At 55.3% G+C, this 18871-nt stretch carries 11 protein-coding genes and 1 pseudogene; 6 read left to right on the plus strand and 6 right to left on the minus strand.

Annotated elements, in window-relative coordinates; genetic code table 11:
* Positions 1-8: 8 nt before the first annotated feature.
* The 3 genes and pseudogenes from QGM61_RS02805 to QGM61_RS02815 form a co-directional block, all read right to left on the minus strand.
* A pseudogene (locus QGM61_RS02805) lies at positions 9-1409 on the minus strand (sensor histidine kinase); the annotation flags it as partial.
* Positions 1370-6994 carry a GMC family oxidoreductase N-terminal domain-containing protein gene (locus QGM61_RS02810; RefSeq protein ID WP_281131821.1) on the minus strand — a complete coding sequence of 1875 codons (5625 nt, stop codon included), beginning with the start codon at positions 6992-6994 and terminating at the stop codon, positions 1370-1372. The pseudogene QGM61_RS02805 and the gene QGM61_RS02810, both read right to left, overlap by 40 nt.
* Entirely contained in the window at positions 6991-7716 is a 726-nt protein-coding gene (locus QGM61_RS02815; RefSeq protein ID WP_237132916.1) for a response regulator, read from the minus strand. The genes QGM61_RS02810 and QGM61_RS02815 overlap by 4 nt, the downstream gene beginning before the upstream one ends.
* A gap of 228 nt (positions 7717-7944) precedes the next feature.
* Here QGM61_RS02815 and lptM point away from each other — a divergent pair, with 228 nt between their 5' ends.
* The 6 genes from lptM (at position 7945) to QGM61_RS02845 (ending at position 16464) form a co-directional block, all read left to right on the plus strand.
* Complete coding sequence (lptM, locus tag QGM61_RS15315; RefSeq protein ID WP_411268747.1) at positions 7945-8136, plus strand: LPS translocon maturation chaperone LptM; 192 nt, start codon at positions 7945-7947, stop codon at positions 8134-8136.
* Positions 8096-9352, plus strand: coding sequence for a diaminopimelate decarboxylase (lysA, locus tag QGM61_RS02825; RefSeq protein WP_281131824.1), 1257 nt, complete (start codon positions 8096-8098; stop codon positions 9350-9352). Before lptM ends, lysA begins: the two co-directional genes overlap by 41 nt.
* A 120-nt stretch (positions 9353-9472) precedes the next feature.
* The gene (gene dapF, locus QGM61_RS02830; RefSeq protein WP_317622133.1) at positions 9473-10333 is read left to right on the plus strand and encodes a diaminopimelate epimerase; all 861 of its coding nucleotides are present in this window, start codon (positions 9473-9475) and stop codon (positions 10331-10333) included.
* 33 nt (positions 10334-10366) lie between these two features.
* Positions 10367-11056, plus strand: a complete 690-nt coding sequence (locus QGM61_RS02835; protein ID WP_281131826.1) for a DUF484 family protein — start codon at positions 10367-10369, stop codon at positions 11054-11056.
* 283 nt (positions 11057-11339) lie between these two features.
* A complete protein-coding gene (locus QGM61_RS02840) occupies positions 11340-15569 on the plus strand; it encodes a glycosyltransferase (protein ID WP_281131827.1) in 4230 nt (1409 codons plus the stop codon).
* A 34-nt stretch (positions 15570-15603) separates the two neighbouring features.
* Entirely contained in the window at positions 15604-16464 is an 861-nt protein-coding gene (locus tag QGM61_RS02845; RefSeq protein WP_281131828.1) for a phytanoyl-CoA dioxygenase family protein, read from the plus strand.
* A 1-nt stretch (position 16465) separates the two neighbouring features.
* Here the strand turns inward: QGM61_RS02845 and QGM61_RS02850 are convergent, their stop codons facing one another.
* The 3 genes from QGM61_RS02850 to QGM61_RS02860 are packed head-to-tail and all read right to left on the minus strand — an operon-like array spanning position 16466 to position 18852.
* Positions 16466-17437 carry a glycosyltransferase family 2 protein gene (locus QGM61_RS02850; RefSeq protein WP_281131830.1) on the minus strand — a complete coding sequence of 324 codons (972 nt, stop codon included), beginning with the start codon at positions 17435-17437 and terminating at the stop codon, positions 16466-16468.
* Positions 17430-18359: a glycosyltransferase family 2 protein gene (locus tag QGM61_RS02855; RefSeq protein ID WP_281131831.1), complete on the minus strand. Its 930-nt coding sequence runs from the start codon at positions 18357-18359 to the stop codon at positions 17430-17432. Before QGM61_RS02855 ends, QGM61_RS02850 begins: the two co-directional genes overlap by 8 nt.
* Positions 18340-18852: a hypothetical protein gene (locus QGM61_RS02860; RefSeq protein WP_237132909.1), complete on the minus strand. Its 513-nt coding sequence runs from the start codon at positions 18850-18852 to the stop codon at positions 18340-18342. Before QGM61_RS02860 ends, QGM61_RS02855 begins: the two co-directional genes overlap by 20 nt.
* Positions 18853-18871: the final 19 nt, after the last annotated feature.

The raw sequence follows: 18871 nt of genomic DNA on the forward strand, positions 1-18871 counted from the left end.
GCCGGGATCAAAACTGTGAAATGACTGCCGACACCGACTTCGGATTTCAGGCTTATTTTCAGATCCAGCAAGGCGCCAATTCGTTTGACGATTGCCAACCCCAGACCTGAGCCTTTGCCCTTGGTCCGTGCCTTGTTGCTGACCTGATAATAGTCCTGAAAGATTTTTTCCTGATCCTCCGGCGCGATGCCAAGTCCAGTATCAATGATTGAAACACTCAGGCCCTGCCGCAGACGTCGTGTCTGAATACTCACCGAACCGCGATCTGTATAGCGGACAGCATTCATCACCAGATTGCGAAGCAGGCGTTCCATCAACAGCATGTCTGAGCGAACTGTCACCGGCGTCGCATAAAGATGGATGGCAAGATTTTTGGGCTGCGCTTCATGCCTGGCCGCGTCCACAATATTCTTCAATAATACATCCAGCCTGAAATCAGAAAGATCTGCCGCAACAACACCGGCGTCGAACTTTGACAGATCCAGCAGGCTGTTGAACTGCTCGTGAAGCAGGGTGCTGGTCTCGTCTATTTTGTCGACCAGCTCGATCATGCGCTCGTCGGTGCTGATATGCCGCAGACTCCCCAGAAACAGGGTCATGGCGTGCAATGGCTGGCGCAGGTCGTGACTGGCCGCAGCCATAAAGCGGTTTTTTTCTTCATTGGCCTTGCGAGCCAGGTTGAGCGCCTTTTCAATGATGATTTTATCTTTTTCCAGCTTCGCATTCTGTTCCCGGTTTTCGTCCCTGATTCGAATGGACTCTGCAAAGACATCAGCATTTCGCCTGCCAAACTCAATCAGCAGAATGAGAATGGCCAGCATGGCGGCGGCACTCTCCAGAGCAACAGGTTCAGTAAAAAACAACAGGAATATTAACGCCTGCCCGAGGTTGGCAATCAGCATCCATGAGAAACCACGGATATGAATCGAAGAATTAATGGTGGTACCAATCGCGTATATCAGACTCAACATGATCACAGCAAAATCAGCACGATCAGGTCCGGACAGACCAACCCACCAGAACCCGGACCCCACCGCCAGTGTGCTGGCGACAGAGGTCACGTAAAGCATGGCTTCGTTGTAATAGAGAGTCGGTACGCTTGCATTGGGCAGCTTGCTTTCCACGCGCCGACAGACAAAGACTCTTATCACAGCGAACAGTATGATCAGCCCTATCCAGGCACTGAGCAACGCTGGCGGCACCTCGTCCCAGAGACCATAGAGATAAACAAGCCCTGCACCCAGCACCAGCCATAAGGCCTTGTGTGACTGGTGGACGCGAACTCGCTGCGACTCCAATGTCAGGCTCAACAGCCGCGGATCCAGCTCCTGGTCATAACGTGAGAAGCCTGCAATGTAGTCAAACAACCTCATGGTTCGACCTCCGCAATACTGCCTCCTGTCCTCCATGCCGGGCCGCAGGGCCGACCCTGAGCGTCGAATGCCTGCATGCGCAAACGGAACCCTGAATTCTGGGGCTGCAGATCAAGTCGTATGAAATGCTGCAGGCTGTGACTCAGCAGATATTGCCGTGCACTGATGGTGACGGGCTCAACACCGTGATGACGCAATGTGACACTCACGGTCTGATCCCAGTCGTAGTTGTGAATATTAGCATTGGCAAAAGGCATCGGCGCATACAATCCAGAGCAGCACAGCTGTACCACTGATCGATTTTGTGAACCAGCGCACAGATTGACATCAGCAAAGCAGGAGAAATGCGGATCGCCTGTCAGCCAGACAACCGGGGTCTCAGCAGGCACTGTGGACAACAAGCCAAGCAGCTGTTCCAGGAATCGAGGATATGCGAGCAGACTGTCATCCGTGCTGGCGCGTGCTGGATGACCTGCAATATCCTTGCTCAGTGGCGCAAGTGGCGACCCACTTACCAGAAACAACACCGGCGCATCCCTGTTGTCATCCAGCCAGCGCCCGAAAGCGGTCGCCTGCTCCTGATCCAGAAGCGCTGTTTCGCCATTAGCAATCAGGCGTCGCTGAAAGCGGGTATCGAATACAAAAAAGGGATACTCCTGGCACTCAAACTGATGCCAGAGCTTTGGTGTCGTCTGTTGCCAGGCCGAGTCGCTGTGCATCTGGAACCGTGAGGCCATTTCCCGCGAATACTGGAAATTGATTTCAGCTTCAGCGCTGTCACCACGCCAGTTATCGCGAAACTCGTGATCATCGACTGCAAAGTACACTGGAATCTGGCTGAACAGCTGCCGGGTAAACCGGTGTCCGAACGCTGTTCGATAAGGGTTTCGGAAACGCTCGTAGGGTACTTTGGGATCGAACAGGTTGGCGGTGGCATCTGCGTATATCTGATCCCCCAGCAGCAGCACTGAATCTGCGCCACGCATGGTCTGGTCAGGAATGTGTTTCGCCATGCCGGAGAATATCGACATGGCAAGATCCCGATCGAAAGGCATGCCAGGATACAGACAGGACCCCAGCAGCAGAGTCAGAGGTCGCGGATCCGGTCCGGAGGATTCCTGCAGGCGCCTGAACCAGGGTAACTGCTGCCAATGCAAGGCGGTCCTGCGGTGCACATCATGATTGTCATTGGCAACGCCGTCATAATCCAGGCGCAGATGCATTGGCGACTTCAGGTCTTGACTGACAACCACCTTGTTGCGCCAGAATTCGTGATCCAGATGTTGATGTGACTGAGTCACTACCTGATCGTGAACAACGGACATGGCGCTGGGTGACTGCGCAGTATAGTCCTGTGCCTCCCCCCAGATTGTCACCTGCCACTCGCTGCCATTGCGCTTGCGCGGCGATGAAATGATGGGCCCCGTCAACAGCGTGGCGGGAGGCAATGGATGACTGTTGCTCGCACAGCGTCTTTGAAAATCCTTCAGCGAAGCCTCGGACTGGCAGCGGTTTGCATAGTGCTCCTCCATGTTATCCCTGTCTGCGCTCACGAAGAACTCGTGCAGTCTGGGATAAACATCACGGGCGGCGCTTTTGCTGAATATCATGTCCATGTGACCATAGTCATCCAGCATCTCTATCCACACCTTTTGTCGCGCGTAATCCGTCGGCCGCAATTGACCTGCCGGCCATTGCCCGGTGCTGCCCTGCATTCTCAGCCGGGTCAACTGGTCTGCAGAATGCCTCGACGACTCCATGTCAAATACGGTATTGCGGTTGCCGTGCAGGAACAGAGTAGGAAAGGTCCAGTGCCTGGCAAAGTTTTCAGTTTTCACGTAGCTATTGCCACCGTCGTTGTCCGCCAGCAATCCGCGTGTCAGCGAGAAGTAAACCTGCTGAATCACACCAATCGGCACAGGACCGATCATGCCGGCAAATTCGTAACGGGTATCTTTGGTGATGTTCGCGTTGTGCCACTGTCGACCCCAGAAAATGGTGTAGCGCGTGTAGATCGTACGGGCGAAGCCAGGCCCTCGCCAGTCTCGATACTCCCGCCAGGACGACCACTGTCGGCGCTCATCAGCAGTCACGGCGAGAGCGGCCAGTCGATCGTAAATCATCTCCAGCGGACCCGGATTGCGCATCGGCAAGGGCTCGATGATGCGAATCGGGTCAAACTCTTTCACCAGGCTCCATAGATTGGCGCGGGTGCGATTCTCACCTGATGTCGTGAGCCAGGGCGTGACAGCATGTGGCACAAGTGACGCTACCATGCTGCGTTTGACCAGGTCCCCACTGGCACTTCGGTACTCGTGATTCAGATGTCCGCCAAGCACTGCCATGGCGACCGCTCCGGCGCCAATGCAATGTGAAAAAATGTGGACACCACGTTCCTGGCCAGGTACTGAGAGTCGGTTTATCTGATTGAATACAGTTGTTACTGCCCATGGAATGTCATTGCGGGCGATATCATCCCAGGTATGCGCCGGATCGACCTCACGCACATAGTTGGCGCTGACGCGGTGGTCGAGAATCCATACATCGTAATTGTTATCGAGAAAGTACTGAACAAAATTGCAGGCGATGGTATCAGTCCAGAATACCCGGCTGCTGTGAGCCAGGCCATGAACCAGCAGAATGCTGCGCCGACCTGCCGTGTCAGCAGAACCAGGCTGGTAACGTACCAGGCGGGATACCGGCGAGGGTTTGCCATTGCGAAACCCGGCCCTCTCATACTTTTCTCGCGGAGTGCTCCGCCCGGCACCGCCTCTCCCATAATAGATAACTTCAGGTGGCTCGTAGAATCGTCCCTGTCGCTCAGATGTCTCCAGTTGTCGGCGCACAGCGAAATGCTCGTAAGAAGGTGCCCCGAAAGACCAGAAATGCGTAGACATGATCATGCGCAGGAAGTACATCGCAAAACCGCCCATGGCCAGCACCGATGTCGGCAAATTGGGTGACCTGGTTACCTGCATGACAGAAGGGCCATTGGTAATGCGTTGCACATCCAGCTCCAGTGCGGCCTTCAAACTACGGGAGCCTGCCGAAATTGTGACCGGTAACACCAGCAGTCCTTTCAGCAGGTCAGGGAGCCCCAGCCCGTATGCCAGCGTCTTGTGCCCTGAAATAACAACACCGTTCGCGGATTTGAACTCATATTCCAGGTATCGCCTTTCCGCCTGAAGACTGCCAATACGCCAGAACGTGCGAATCTCCTTTAATATCGATGCTTCCTTGCGCACGGACTGGGCACTCTCACCGTATCGAAGCTGCCAGGTGCGAGCAGGCAACAGCCAGCGAGCCAGCCCTTTTGGTAATCGCACCCACAAATCCATTCCCCGGTAGCGCAGATATCGCAGTATCGCTGACACCGTGCGCAGCGCTTGCCTCACGCGCCCAACCGACTGAAATGCACCCAGCCTGACCTCGCCTTTCAGCTCAAGAACCTGAGTCAGGTGAGCGTCAGCCGTTGTCAGAATGCCTCCTACCGTATCCATCGACAGAACGGCAGCTGCCGGCAATGGATGGCGCGGACTCTCAAGCCATTTATCAAGTGACTGCTCACCCGAAAAACTGAATACCACATCCAGCGCCATGGCGCGGGTTGTCTCAGGAAGCCGGTCAATGCCTGAAAGGCGCCCGGAGAACAGCCGATTCAGTTGATCGACTCCGACAGACACCGGACGACTCCAGGGAAACATGGAGCGCTTGCTGTCCGACAGGTGCAATACCATGCGCTCACTGAAATCCGCTTCGACACTTAGCTCAGAGGGGACAGGTATATGTTTGAGTGCACCCGGCGGTATCTTGCGATGTGTCTCCTGAAGTGGTGGAAATGACTCGCCGGCTTCACTAACCGAATCACCAGGCAGCATGCTTCGCAGCTGACCGGCCAGCTCGTAACTGACAGCTGCGATTGTCAGCAGGGGATTGGTTCCAATGGCATCCGGAATGATCGCCCCATCAAGAACGTACAGGTGTTCGTAAACATCCTCACCGCTTTCGCCGCAGAACACCTGACCGAGCTCATTAACAACACCTGTCTCGGCGGATTCGGCCATTGCACATCCACCCAGGGGATGCACAGACAGCAATTGCCCGGCCAGTTCGTCGGCACCCTCAACAACACCCTCAAATCCGGGCGGCAAAGGTTGTGAAACCATGTTCTGCGCAAACAGTCCTCCATCGAAGACTGTTTTTTCGTCTGACCTGAAGCGTTCATCCAGTCGCTTGAAGTAATCTGAACTGCCATCGCGACGCCACACTGGTCGCAACTGCTTACCTTCCCAGGCCAGTTCGCCATTGCTCTCGTCCAGCCCCATGATCAACAGCGCCTGACTGTGCTCTCCCAGGGCTTTTGACCGGGCCAGTGGGTCATGCTCCTGATTATTGTGATGCCAGGCACTTACTGCACCATCCGCAAACCTGCGTAGCAACAGTTGGCTTACCAGCATTTCCTGCCAGACCTCGCGCAACGCATAGGGTATGACAGCGTCTTCCAGGGTCACTGCGCTGGCACTGCCCTGGGGGTCGGCGAGATCAATCATGGCCATGCCGCTGATGGTGGGTCCTGGCTGGGAGGCAGGCGGCTGCTCTCCAGGAATCGATGCATCCTGGCTGACAACGGCATTTTGTCCGGCCGCAAACACCAGCGCATCACCGTTAGTCGAGAACCGTTTACCAAGCTGTGACGACAGTGCCAGCCCGTGCTTATCACGCGAGCGACTCAGGATCTCGGTGCTGCCCAGCGTACCTGCAGCAACAATGACATGCCCGACATCAACTACAAGCGCAAGCTCATCTCGAGCACTGACATGGCATTGAACCAGCCATCGGCCGTTTTCGCTGCGCTGAATACTGCTTACGGTTACACCACTGTACAGCGCAGCGCCCAGCTGCTTCGCCAGCGGCCAGGCATTCATATTCAGTGAGCCCTTGGCACCTGAATGGCAACCCATGACACAGTTGCCACACAGATTGCATGGCTCATGATCGGCGCTGTGTTCAGTGGGTCCGCTGAAGTTGATTGTCACGGGTGCGGCAGCGGCCACGCTGCCCAGCCGATCGGCGCTGCCACGCAAAGCTCGAAAGGATACCGAATGGTCCACATCTGGCTGCACCGACACACCCAGCAATTTCTCAAGCTTGGGATAGTGAGTAGCCAGGCGTTGTGACCATGGCGTACTGTTGAGTTTGGACGGCCAGCGATCGACAACATCCGGAGCAGGCCGGGCAGCCACATTGGCATTGACGAGTGAGGTGCCGCCAATACCACGACCAGTAATGGTCACGACACCATCACCTGCGCGTACATCCCACAGCCCGGCAGGGTTGATCCTGTCAGTGCCAATCAATCCGGGAAGATCGGCCATGGTTTTCGGGAAGTCATCCGGCACGTATTCGTTGCCGCGTTCAAACACCCAGAGCTTTTGCGAGATCCGCCTGCCCTGTCTGTCTGGCTCAAGCAGGGCCAGCGCTGCCATCGCCGCGCCATAGCCAGAACCAATGACCAGAACATCAGTTTGTAGCCGGAATCGGGACTGCGCCTCAGGGTCTTCGAAGGGGTAATCGTTATTCAGAAGCAGTGTCTCGACAGGCTCGGAAAGCCAGTTCGTCACTGCTGAGCAACCTCCTCGTAGCGGATTGACTGCCCGGGCTGGATACCCAGTTTGGCAGCCGCATACACGGCCTCTGTGCGGTTCTGGACACCCAGGGTGCGAAACGCAACCGATAAGTGGGCCTTGACGGTATGGTCAGAGATATCCAGTTCGCGGGCAATGGTCTTGTTCGACTTTCCCTGCACGGCCTTCATCAATACTTCGAACTGGCGGCGCGAGAGCTTGGTGATCATGATCTCATTGCCCGCGTCGGACTGCTGCACTGCAAAACTGATTGCCGGACTGACAGGCCGATAGGCATGGCTGGGCAGGTAGGTCCCGCCGGCCAGCACCAGTCGCAGCGCTTCGACCAGATCGTCACGTGACGATGACTTGGGTATATACCCTGAGGCACCCTGCTCTATTGACTGGCGGATGATGCGCGGATCTTCCTCTCCGGAAACTACAACAAGGGTGGCACTTTCAAACGTCTGACGACACTTCTCCAGTGCATCCATGCCATTAACCCCAGGCATGTAATAGTCCAGCAGGATCAGATCAAACCCTTCCTCGCATTTCAGCTGCAGGGCATCATCGAGCGTACCCGCCTCAAAATATTGAACCTTGCTGTCGAGCACGGGCAACAGGTACTTCAGTCCCTCGCGAAACAGGTCATGATCGTCGATCAGCAATATGCGCACCCGCGCTCTCCCATCCGTCGTTGCTGCTGTAGCCGCCGCCATATCTACATCCTGTCTAGCATACCGTTGTTGTGAGGAAATTTGTAGATTCAGGACTTTGGCACATATGGGATAGCAACACGACTACCCAAATGGGTAGGTGAGCCAGAGAAATACCGATACTGTCAGCACAAAAGCTGACATGTACAGAAATTAGCTGCCCAGAGCATTCCTCTGTATAATCGCGTTCAAAATTTACAGCTTACAGAGCTTCAACCGGGTCATTTGAACATGCGAACGCGCGTGCCAATGCTTCTGATCACAGTCGTGTTTTGCCTGCTGGGACTGAGTGCCTGCGGCCAGAAAGGCCCGCTGCAACGTCCCGAAACTCAACAGGTGGCCGAATACGGCGCTTTGTCAGCGATTACCGAATCAGGATCTCATGACAGCATTTCATTACCAGAACGATCAGCTTTATGCTGAAAACTTGCCACTGACCACTATTGCTGAACAATTCGGGACACCTTGCTACGTATACTCCCGCGCAGCCCTTGAGCAGAATCTGCAAGCCTACGAGGACGCTCTGTCCGGCGTGGATCACCTCACCTGTTATGCTGTGAAGGCGAACTCCAATCTCGCCGTACTAAATGTTCTGGCGCGTCGCGGTGCAGGTTTTGACATTGTGTCAGGCGGCGAACTGAACCGCGTCCTGAAGGCTGGCGGCGATCCTGCCAAAGTCATTTTCTCGGGACTGGGCAAAACTGAGAGCGAAATCAAACTGGCATTACAGGCCGGGATATTGTGTTTCAATGTCGAGTCAGAGCCGGAGCTGGAGCGCATCAATTGCGTCGCAGGGCAACTTGGCCTTGAAGCCCGCATCTCATTGCGCGTCAATCCTGATGTGGACGCAGGCACTCATCCCTACATATCCACAGGGATGAAGGAAAACAAGTTCGGCATCGATATCGCCCGCGCCCTGAAAGTCTATCAACTGGCCGCCAGCCTGCCACATCTGCAAATCACAGGTGTGGACTGCCACATTGGCTCACAATTGACTTCGATTGCGCCATTTCTGGATGCGCTGGACCGCGTGCTGATGCTGGTTGACCAGCTGGCGGAGCATGAGATTCATCTAGAGCACATCGACATTGGCGGTGGTCTGGGTGTCACATACAACAACGAACAACCACCCGCGCCAGGCGCACTGATTGCTGCTGTCAGGGAAAAACTGCAAGGCCGCAAACTGACACTGATCATGGAACCAGGTCGTTCCATAGCAGCCAATGCCGGGATCATGCTGACGCGGGTCGAGTTCCTGAAACACACAGATCACAAGCATTTTGCGATCATCGATGGCGCCATGAACGACCTGTTGCGGCCCTCACTTTATGGGGCCTGGCAAGACATTGTCAGCGTCGACCGACGACCACACGATGCGCGTGAGCAACATATTTATGACGTGGTCGGTCCTGTTTGTGAATCTGGCGATTTTCTTGGCAAAAACAGGGAGCTCAATATCGCCGCTGGTGACCTGCTGGCCGTGCGCTCGGCAGGCGCTTATGGATTTGTGATGAGCTCCAATTACAACACGCGGAATCGAGCGCCGGAAGTAATGGTCGATGGCAGCCAGGTTCACCTGGTCCGTCAACGCGAAACTCTTGAAGACCAGTTGAAGCTGGAAAGTCTATTGCCGGAATAAGCAATGAGCACCCGTCAACCGAAAAAAAACCGCCGCCGCTCACCACGCAATCGTGATGCTGCCGGACAACGACGAAGGCAGCCCGACACGGGCCATGCCAACCGTCTGCCGTTCACTAAAATGCACGGCCTCGGTAACGACTTTGTTGTGCTCGACATGATCTCCAATCCTGTTTCGCTGGATACGGAGCAGATTCGGCGGCTGGGCGATCGCCATCGCGGTATCGGCTTCGATCAGCTTTTGGTGATCGACGCACCAAAGCGTCCGGACGCGGACTTCACATACCGCATCTTCAACTCGGATGGCAGCGAAGTCGAACATTGTGGCAACGGCGCGCGATGTTTTGCCCGCTATGTCCTTGACCGCGGTCTCATTGCCAGGGCGCCGGTGCGCGTGCAAACCGAAAACCGGCTGCTGGAACTGCACCTCAAAGACGGTGACCTGGTACAGGTGGACATGGGACGACCGGATTTTGACCCGGCAGCGCTGCCGTTTACGGCAGAACAGGCAGACGAGTATTCTCTTGATGTGACGCCCGTTTCCGGAGAGGCAACCGTATCGGCCCGTTTCTTCGCGGTCTCTATGGGCAATCCACATATCGTACTGCTGACCGACAACTGCGAACAGGCACCTGTTGGCACGCTGGGTAAAACCCTGTGCTCACACCCTGCCTTCCCCCAGGGGGTGAATGTGGGATTCATGCAGATCATCGACCGCAACACCATCCGCTTACGTGTTTTTGAACGAGGTGCGGGCGAAACAGAAGCGTGTGGCACGGGCGCATGCGCCGCCGTCGTTTGTGGCATTCAGGCCGGATTGCTGGACCATAGTACAAAAGCCCTGCTGACCGGAGGTGAGTTGACAATCGAATGGCAGGGTGGCGACAGTTCAGTGTTGATGACTGGGCCAGCCGAAACTGTTTACGAAGGCAGCATCTCAATCGAAACACCTTTGGCGCCAGCATCACCCGGCGATAAATAGAAATCAAAGACAGGCAATGACAGGAACTTGCTCATGACGGTTGATAGCGTTCAGGCCAAGAAAAAAAATAATCTGGCAATCTCTGCGGATGATGTCGCCAGCTACCTGCGCGAGAATCCTGATTTTTTTACTGACCGGGACAGCCTGCTGGCAGAGATGACAGTACCGCACGAGAGTGGCAAAGCAATCTCTCTGCTCGAACGACAGGTAAAGATACTTCGTGAGCGCAGCATCGAATCGCGGCATACGCTGAACTCGCTGCTGGAAAACGCCCGCTACAATGACCAGCTGTTCAGTGTCACTCGTCACCTCATCCTGAGCCTGCTTGAAGAAGATACCCTTTCGCAGTTGACACATGTCACTGAATCCAATCTGATGACTCAGCCAGGCATTGATGCCTGTCGGTTAATCGTGCTGGACGAAAGACAGGCAGCTGCCGATTTACAGAACCGGTTCCCGGCTGCAATGCGCAGCCGCAGTGTCATCACTCAGGTCATAGACAAGTCCGGAAGTCAGTTTTTATTCCCTGAAGCCAGCGCGACGATCCGCTCTGTGGCGTTGTGCCCGGTTATCCACCACAACAGCCTGCTGGCTGTGCTGGTGATCGGCAATCACGCCCAGGACTATTTCAGCGATGAGCTGGACACGTTGTTCCTGGACTTCATTCGCGAGGTACTGGCATCCCTGATCGACCGGTTGCAGCGAACTACGCCCCGCAAGTAGTCACGCTCAGACACCTCGGTGCGCCAGCTTTGTAATTGACGGGAATAATCACCGTTAACACACGTTATAACTGCAGGAGACCTCCGAAGCTCACAGCCGGAGCCCCTGCAGGTGAAGCCACGTACCGGGCTTCCCCCCACAGCCGGCTGTTGTTGACCCCCGGCCCTGCCGGGGGTGTTTTTTATGGGAATTTTTCCCTCAGAGGGGGTTTTTGGCTTCACGCGGCGCCTTGTAAGCCGGTACAATTCGTTCCTTGACCACTCACAGGCAAGCCGCCCTCCGAATGACCGACACCAACGCAAAAGCCCGACCCCCGCTCGTTTCCATCTTATGCCGCACTGTGGGACGCAGCTCTTTGACAGAGGCGCTCGAATCCGTCAATCGACAAAGCTGGCAGGCGTTGGAGCTGGTACTCATTGATGCCTCTGGTCACGGCCTCACCTGCCCCGTACCGCTGAAAGACCATGTCACACTCAAGCTGGTCAATCTCGGCAAGCCACTTGATCGGCCCGAAGCCGCCAATGCCGGACTTGATCATGCAACCGGTGACTACCTGCTGTTTCTCGATGATGATGACTGGATCGCGGACTCTCATATAGAAAAGCTGCTCACAGCGGCTGCAAAGCATCCCGAGTGCCAGGTCGTCTACAGCGCCACCCGTAAGGCCAGCGCGGATGGTAAGCTGAGTGACGACGTGATTGCGGTGGGTTTTGATCGGACTGTGCTGCGCCGCGACAACTTCATCCCGATTCATGCCGCAATGTTTAATCGCCGATTGCTGGAGCATGGCGTGTACTTTGATACCAGCCTGGCAGTCTATGAAGACTGGGATTTCTGGCTGCAATGTGCCGAACACACGGATTTCTGCCTGACCGAGCATGTTGGGGCGTTTTACCGCGAGGGCGGTGATTCGCAGACCATGCTGGAACAGCACAACGCCCGCTACCAGGCGGGGCATCCGATGGCCGATGCGCGCGCGCAGGTGCTGGATAAGTGGCGGCTGCGCTGGTCAGGTGCCGAAATCAACGCAGTCATGGGTTTGCTGGATCAGTCTGTGACCGTCCAGCAATTGCACACCGAGCTGAAGGCCGCACACAACATCCAGTCCGTTCATGAGCGACAGATCGACTCGCTGCAGAGTAAAACTCATGCGCTCAGCGAAGAGCTTGCCGAGACTGAAGCTCGCCTGCAGCAGACACAGACTCGCCTTAATGACTCAGAGCAGCAGTATGCCATGCTGCAATCAGCCCACATTGAACTGAACCTGGCTCATGAACAACTGGACCAGGGTGTGCGCGAAATACTCAATTCATTTTCCTGGCGCGTGACCGGCCCCTACCGCTATGTGCGCAATCGTCTCAATCGTGTGATTGAGCCATTCGTAAATCGCCTTAACAGCCAGTTAAGGCCCACAAGCAAAACCGGTTCATCATCAGGTCTTCTGTCAGCGGACAGTCAATCGCATCCCCAGCAATCGGGCGACGGCGCGCAGACTGAATATCAGGGCCCCATTGCAGCTGGCATACTGCAACCGGCTTTGGAGCGTCGGGTATACAGCTCGGATTTGACCATGCAGGCGTGGGCATGGTCACCAGACGGCCTGCAGTCTGTTGATGTTCTGGTCGACGGGCAGCAATTGGAATCACCAGCATTAAGCCCGCATGAAAGCGCTGAAGAGGCCCAACGCACAGGATTCGCCACATTAGTACCTATTGCCAATCTGTCACCAGGCCCCCATGAATTGATTGTCAGCATCGTGGACAAGGCTGGTAACACGCGACAGCTGCAGCAGCAGTTTGTTGTGCAGAACCCTCAACACCTGTACATGCGCTGGTTGCAGGCTCATTCTGCAAACGCCAGCGAACAGCAGTCAGAGGCAGACCACCCTGATAGAGGGTTAGCTGGCACCACATGCTTTGTGATGTTGGCCAGCGAAATTGACAACCACCCGTCCAGCGAGTCACTGGCAACACTCCTGTCACTTAAACAGCAGTCAGACGCCCGCTGGCACCTTCATATTGTGGGCGAACCAGCGTCAGTGGACATACTGGCGAACATTGCTGAAAAAAATACAGAAACTCACCCCACGCTGCTGGCTGCACTTGAAAGCTGTCCGGCCATGGTGGTTCTGCTGAAACCAGGTACCTTGCTCAACCAGGATTACGTCGCGCGAATTTCTACCCGGGCGCTTCCTGATACCAGGCTGCTTTACACAGATCATGACGAACTCGTTGGCGATTACCGACAGAATCCATGGTTTACATGGTCATGGGCACCTGATCTGTTGCGCAGCCAGGACTATATCGGTGCGACTTACGCCATCGACAGCCGGTTGGCACAGCAGGCGCTGAGCACCAAGGCAGCAGAAGACCTGAACGCAGCAGACTGGCGCCACCAGCTTCTATTGGAAGTAGCGCCGGAATTAACGCTGACCAACACTGTACGCGTAGCTGAAGTGTTATGGAGTGAGCCAGCAAAGGAAACTCTACCGGCCGTAGACTCCGCCCAGACGTACGCCCCACTGCCAGTCAATTTTCCACGCGTTTCGATCATCATTCCCACCACAGGCAAGTTGACCTATCTGCGACCCTGCCTCGAAACGCTTGCAAGCACGGACTATCCGGATTTCGAGATCATCATCCTCGATAACGGTCGCGGCGAACACCGGGAAGGTATCCAGTTTGCCCATGACCAGGGCGCCAGGGTGATTGAGTGCAATGAGCCTTTTAATTGGTCGCGACTGAACAATATCGGCGTTGCCAATAGCTCGGGTGAAATACTGCTATTCCTGAACGACGACATTGAAGTCATGCACCCGCAATGGCTGACACAACTTGTACGACACGCCATCAGGTCTGATGTCGGCACGGTTGGCGCACGCCTGCTCTACCCAAACGGAACTCTGCAGCACGCTGGCGTGTTTCTGGTCGATCACGGTGGCGGCGCACGCCACCTGTTTCACAAACAGCTGCCAGGTCAGGGCATATACCAGCACCTGGATCAGTGCGTGCGCGAGGTATCTGCAAACACCGGCGCATGCCTGATGATTCGACGCGAACTGTTCATGTCACTGGGACAGTTCGATGAAAATCTGGCAATTGTTGGAAACGATATTGATCTGTGTCTGCGCTGCCTGGAAGCTGGCAAGCGCAATGTCTGGACACCACACAGCGAACTGATTCATCACGAAAGTGTCAGCCGCAAAACCAACCCCATCGGGCAGGATGAACGCACCATGTGGGAACGTTGGGGACATCGCTTTAAAGGCGGTGACCCTTACTACAATCCTGCGTTGTCGTTGACCCGTGAAGACTGCACACTGGGCAGTTTGACTGAACATCAGAGCAGCCTGCTCAGCAGGCAATCCAGCACCCGCAGTGAGCCAGATTTTGGTGTCAACCTGATCGCCTACATTCGTGCAAGCATGGGCGTCGGAGAAGCCTCCCGGGGCAACGCATCGGCTTTGCATGCATCTGGCATACCGTTTGGCATTATCAACTACGAGCGCGGAAATCCATCGCGCATGGACAACCTGCGCTGGCAAAAACTGGAGATCGAACGCAGCAGGTTTGCAATCAATCTCTGGCACATTAATGCCGACCATCTGCCAACCGTCATGGGTGATCTCAAGAGTACAAGCAGCGCTGGCCGCTACAACATCGGTTTCTGGGCATGGGAAATGCCAGAGTTTCCTGACCGGTGGTTGCCCAGTTTCGAGATAGTCGATGAGGTCTGGGTCCCCTCCAGTTATGTCAATCAGGCAGTCGCAGTCAAATCACCTGTGCCAGTTGTCACTATACCGCACGTGATCGACGTAGACATGAAAGGGGCCTGTCAGTATCAGCGCGAGTGGTTTGGCATCAAAGAAGACGCGTTTGTGTTTATCAGCATGTTTGATACACACAGTATTGCCAAACGAAAAAATCCCTTCGGTTCGATACGCGCATTTCAGCAGGCATTCGCAGCTGATGACATGGCGGTACAGTTGGTAATAAAGATAAACAATGCCGATGCGGCGAGCATCAAAGTGTTGAAAGAGTGTATCGCTGTCTATCAGAATATTATTCTTATCGACACACATCTCGATCGTGCGCAGATTGATTCGCTGATCAACTGCAGTGATTGTTATGTCTCACTGCATCACGCCGAAGGTTTTGGGCTGGGACCCGCTGAAGCCATGTTCATGGGCAAGGTAGCTCTGCTGACAGGCTGGTCTGGCAATACCGAATACATGCGCAATGACAATTGCGTGGCCATTCGCTACGAACTGAAAACACTCGGCAAGGATTACGGCCCCTACGAAGCGCACCAGCATTGGGCTGAGCCTGACATCAGCCATGCTGCAGACGAGATGCGCGACCTGGCACAGAACCCTGCGCGGGTAGCCGCATTGGGGGCCAGGGCCAGACAGACAATCATCAGCGAATTCTCTGCCATTGCAATCGGCAAACGCATGCAGCAGCGACTACAGAATATCGAAAGGCGACTGCAGGGACATTCGCAGACGCGCTGAATTGACAACACAATAATGATAAGAGGTTAGGCTTATGTCGTCCGTCTCAGAACAGGCCGGGTATCTGACACAAGAGCAGATTCAGAAATTCAATGATGATGGTTATGTCATCGTTGATTTTGGTTTTACGCAACAGCAGATTGATGAACTGATCGAGACACTGCATCCATACTATAACCCTGAACACCTGCAGGCTCCGGCTTTTGGTGCCCGCATACAGGATGCCTGGAAGTTCGTGAAGCCATCCCACGAGCTTGCGACCAACGCCAATGTGCTCAGCGCCCTGGAACAGCTTTTTGGTAGAAAACCACTACCGTTCCAGACTCTGAACTTTCCGGTTGGCACTCAGCAGGCAACCCATTCTGATACCATTCATTTCAACAGCCTGCCGTCCGGCTACATGGCGGGCGTGTGGGTCGCCCTGGAAGATATAGACGAGGACAACGGGCCTCTGAAGTATTATCCCGGCACTCACAAGCTGTCAGAAATTACCATGGAAGATGCCGGTCTGGAGCCTGGTTATCACAACTACCCGCAGTACGAGGCTTTTATCGCCAAACATCTGGAGTCGCTGGGTGTTGAGCCAGCATACGGCTATATGCCCAAAGGGCATGCATTGATCTGGCACGCCAATCTTCTGCATGGTGGCTCCAAACAGAACGATCATCGGCGCACCCGACACTCTCAGGTAACGCACTATTTCTTCGACAACTGCAAATACTATACGCCGATGCACAGCAAGCCAGGCAAACTGGCATTTCGCAATCCGGAATGGATCAAGCCTGGTGAATGGGTAATGCGCCCGCCAGTAAGCCAGCAGAGCGCCGAAGATACGCCAGCACTGCAAAAGAATGTGAACAGACTGCGCAATTGGCTGCGCCGAAAGCTGGGGTGAATCAGCGGCGCAACTGACGAAACATCAAGCGCTGCCGCCAGAGACCAAGATCGGGCATTCGCTGTACCTGTTTCAAAAAGGTCCTGTCTGCCTCATTCAGTTGATCTGCAAACCGCTGCTCAAAGGCCAGTGCCTGTGCTGCGCTGCCTTCGAAAAGGGCCTGCGCCTGAGCTGATTTGCGCAACTGGAACAGCTTGAGAAATGTCTTCCAGCTGAGACTGCCTGGAGTGTGCTGCCTGGCGCCAATTGTATTGGCACCGTGCTGCCGGTAATCAACCAGCACCCGATCAACGCAGCGCAGACGACCAAACCTGCTGGCTACCAGGGACAGCCACCAATCGTGCATCATCGCCCCGGTCGGCACAGGAAGGGCCTGGCGCAAAAGGGCTCTATTCAGCAAGGCTGTGCAACCAGTGACAGTATTGCTCAGCAATTGTGCGGAAAAGTCGTGCCGATCTGCATCCAGCCCCTGGTAGTTCAACAGTGACTCGGCCAGCACCTGGCCAGCGCTGTCGACAACTCGCAGATCACTGTGAATCAACACGGGCGTTTCTCGTTCTGCATTGGTCGCGGCGGCCAGTTGCTCCTCCGTCTGCATGCGCTGCAGACACACGGCAAGCTTTTCCGGCGCCCAGACATCATCCTGATCTGCCAGCGCCACGTAAACCGGTTCCGGCGTTGACTCGACAATTGTCAGTGCCTTCTCCATTAACAGTGAAAACGATGCCGCAGCGCCGAGATTACCACGATCATCTTGAGTCACTTTTATGCGTTCACTGTCCACCAGGGCATACTGTGCAATAAGATCATTGGAATTATCCGTTGAGCCGTCATCACGCAGCAGCAACAGCCAGCGGCCGTGGGTCTGTGCGATGATGGAATCAAGCTGTTCACCCAGCCAGCGGGCACCGTTGTATACCGGGAGCACAATAACGATGAGCGGTAGTTGAGTGGCCGCCTGAGTGTCAGTCACGCAAATCTCCCGCATCCTTGATGCCGCGGCGGATCTGTTGCAGATATTCGCGCCGTCGGCGATTGAATATCAGCAGCCAGCTTGTTTTGATGGCAAACCTGATCAGGTCGCGCACCTTCCAGTCTCTCGGGGCGTACGACTGGCGGCGCAGATGCAGGCGATTGCGCGTGGAGTAATAGCTGCGCAGCGGACTGTGTGACACCATGATTCCTGCCGCGACCAGCGGATTTTGACTGTCCTCACCGATCCGGTGAAACAGCACGGTCCGATCAGTTCCGTAGAGGGCGTATCCCAGCGAGCGCGCCCTGAAACACCACTCCAGATCAATATTGTCTATGAAGTAACTTTCCTTCATCAGGCCTATGCGTGACAGTTCAGACAATGGCAGAAGCGTACCTGAAGAAATCAGGAAATCAGTTGCGAACAGCCCGGGCGCTGCGGGTATATCGTTGCGCGCCAACAGGCGGAAGCACTTAAACGGCGTTTTGCGACCACTTTGAGGGTCCTGGAGACGTGGTCCGATGGCTGCTACCGGATGCCCCAGTTTGACGGCCTGTCCCCAGGCCGCCAGCATAGACTGACAAAATCGGCCGCCGATGCAGCTGTCCTGATCAAACAAAAATACGAATCGATAGCCCTGCGCGCGGGCCTGCAATATGCCAGCGTTCATGCCGGCGGCAAGGCCCCGGTTTTCAGACCAGGACAGCAGGGTGACGTCATCCCGCATTGGATGCAGCGCCTGGGTCAGGGCCTCGGCATTGGCTGAACCGTTATCAATGACTATGCTGGCACAGCCCTGGGCACTCAGCGATTCCAGCAGGGCAACAAGGTCGGTTATCTGAGGTTGCCAGGTGACAATAATCGCGCAGCACTGCGATGGTGTCAGACGTTGGGCGTTCTGATCAGGCCTGGATGGGGACATCGGTAGCCACCGGCAGACTGGCCGCGCCACTCTGTCTCAGTTGCAGAACGTAATAGAAAATCGACAGCACACCCACAACCAGGCCTGCCACCACGCCGACGTCAACGATACCACGCCAGGGCTGTGGCAGCAGGCGAACCAGCAGAACGAAACTGATTATCATGGTGGTCAGTCCCACTGACAGCAGGCGTCGGCGCGCTGTGGCATGGATATAGCCCATGCAGAATAACGGTGCCAGCAGCAGATGCGAGATACGGGGGTTATCAGCCAGATAGTTGGCGCGTACTACTACACGAGGCGCAAAAGCCTTGTGAAATCCTTTGTAGCCCTCTGCCCAGATCATGTAGATCAGCCAGGCCAGCATGACTGCCCAGTGCTGCGGCTGCAAGGCACCCGGATCAAGCTCAAGCGCAACACCGCCCAGGCGGACAATCGCAAATGACAGCAGCAGCACGATGCCGCCGATTCCCCAGATATAACCTAACGCTCTCACCTGTTTACTGCCTCTTGCA

Origin of the sequence: Pseudohongiella sp. SYSU M77423 (assembly GCF_029911965.1) — a bacterium.
Lineage (GTDB): Bacteria > Pseudomonadota > Gammaproteobacteria > Pseudomonadales > Pseudohongiellaceae > Pseudohongiella.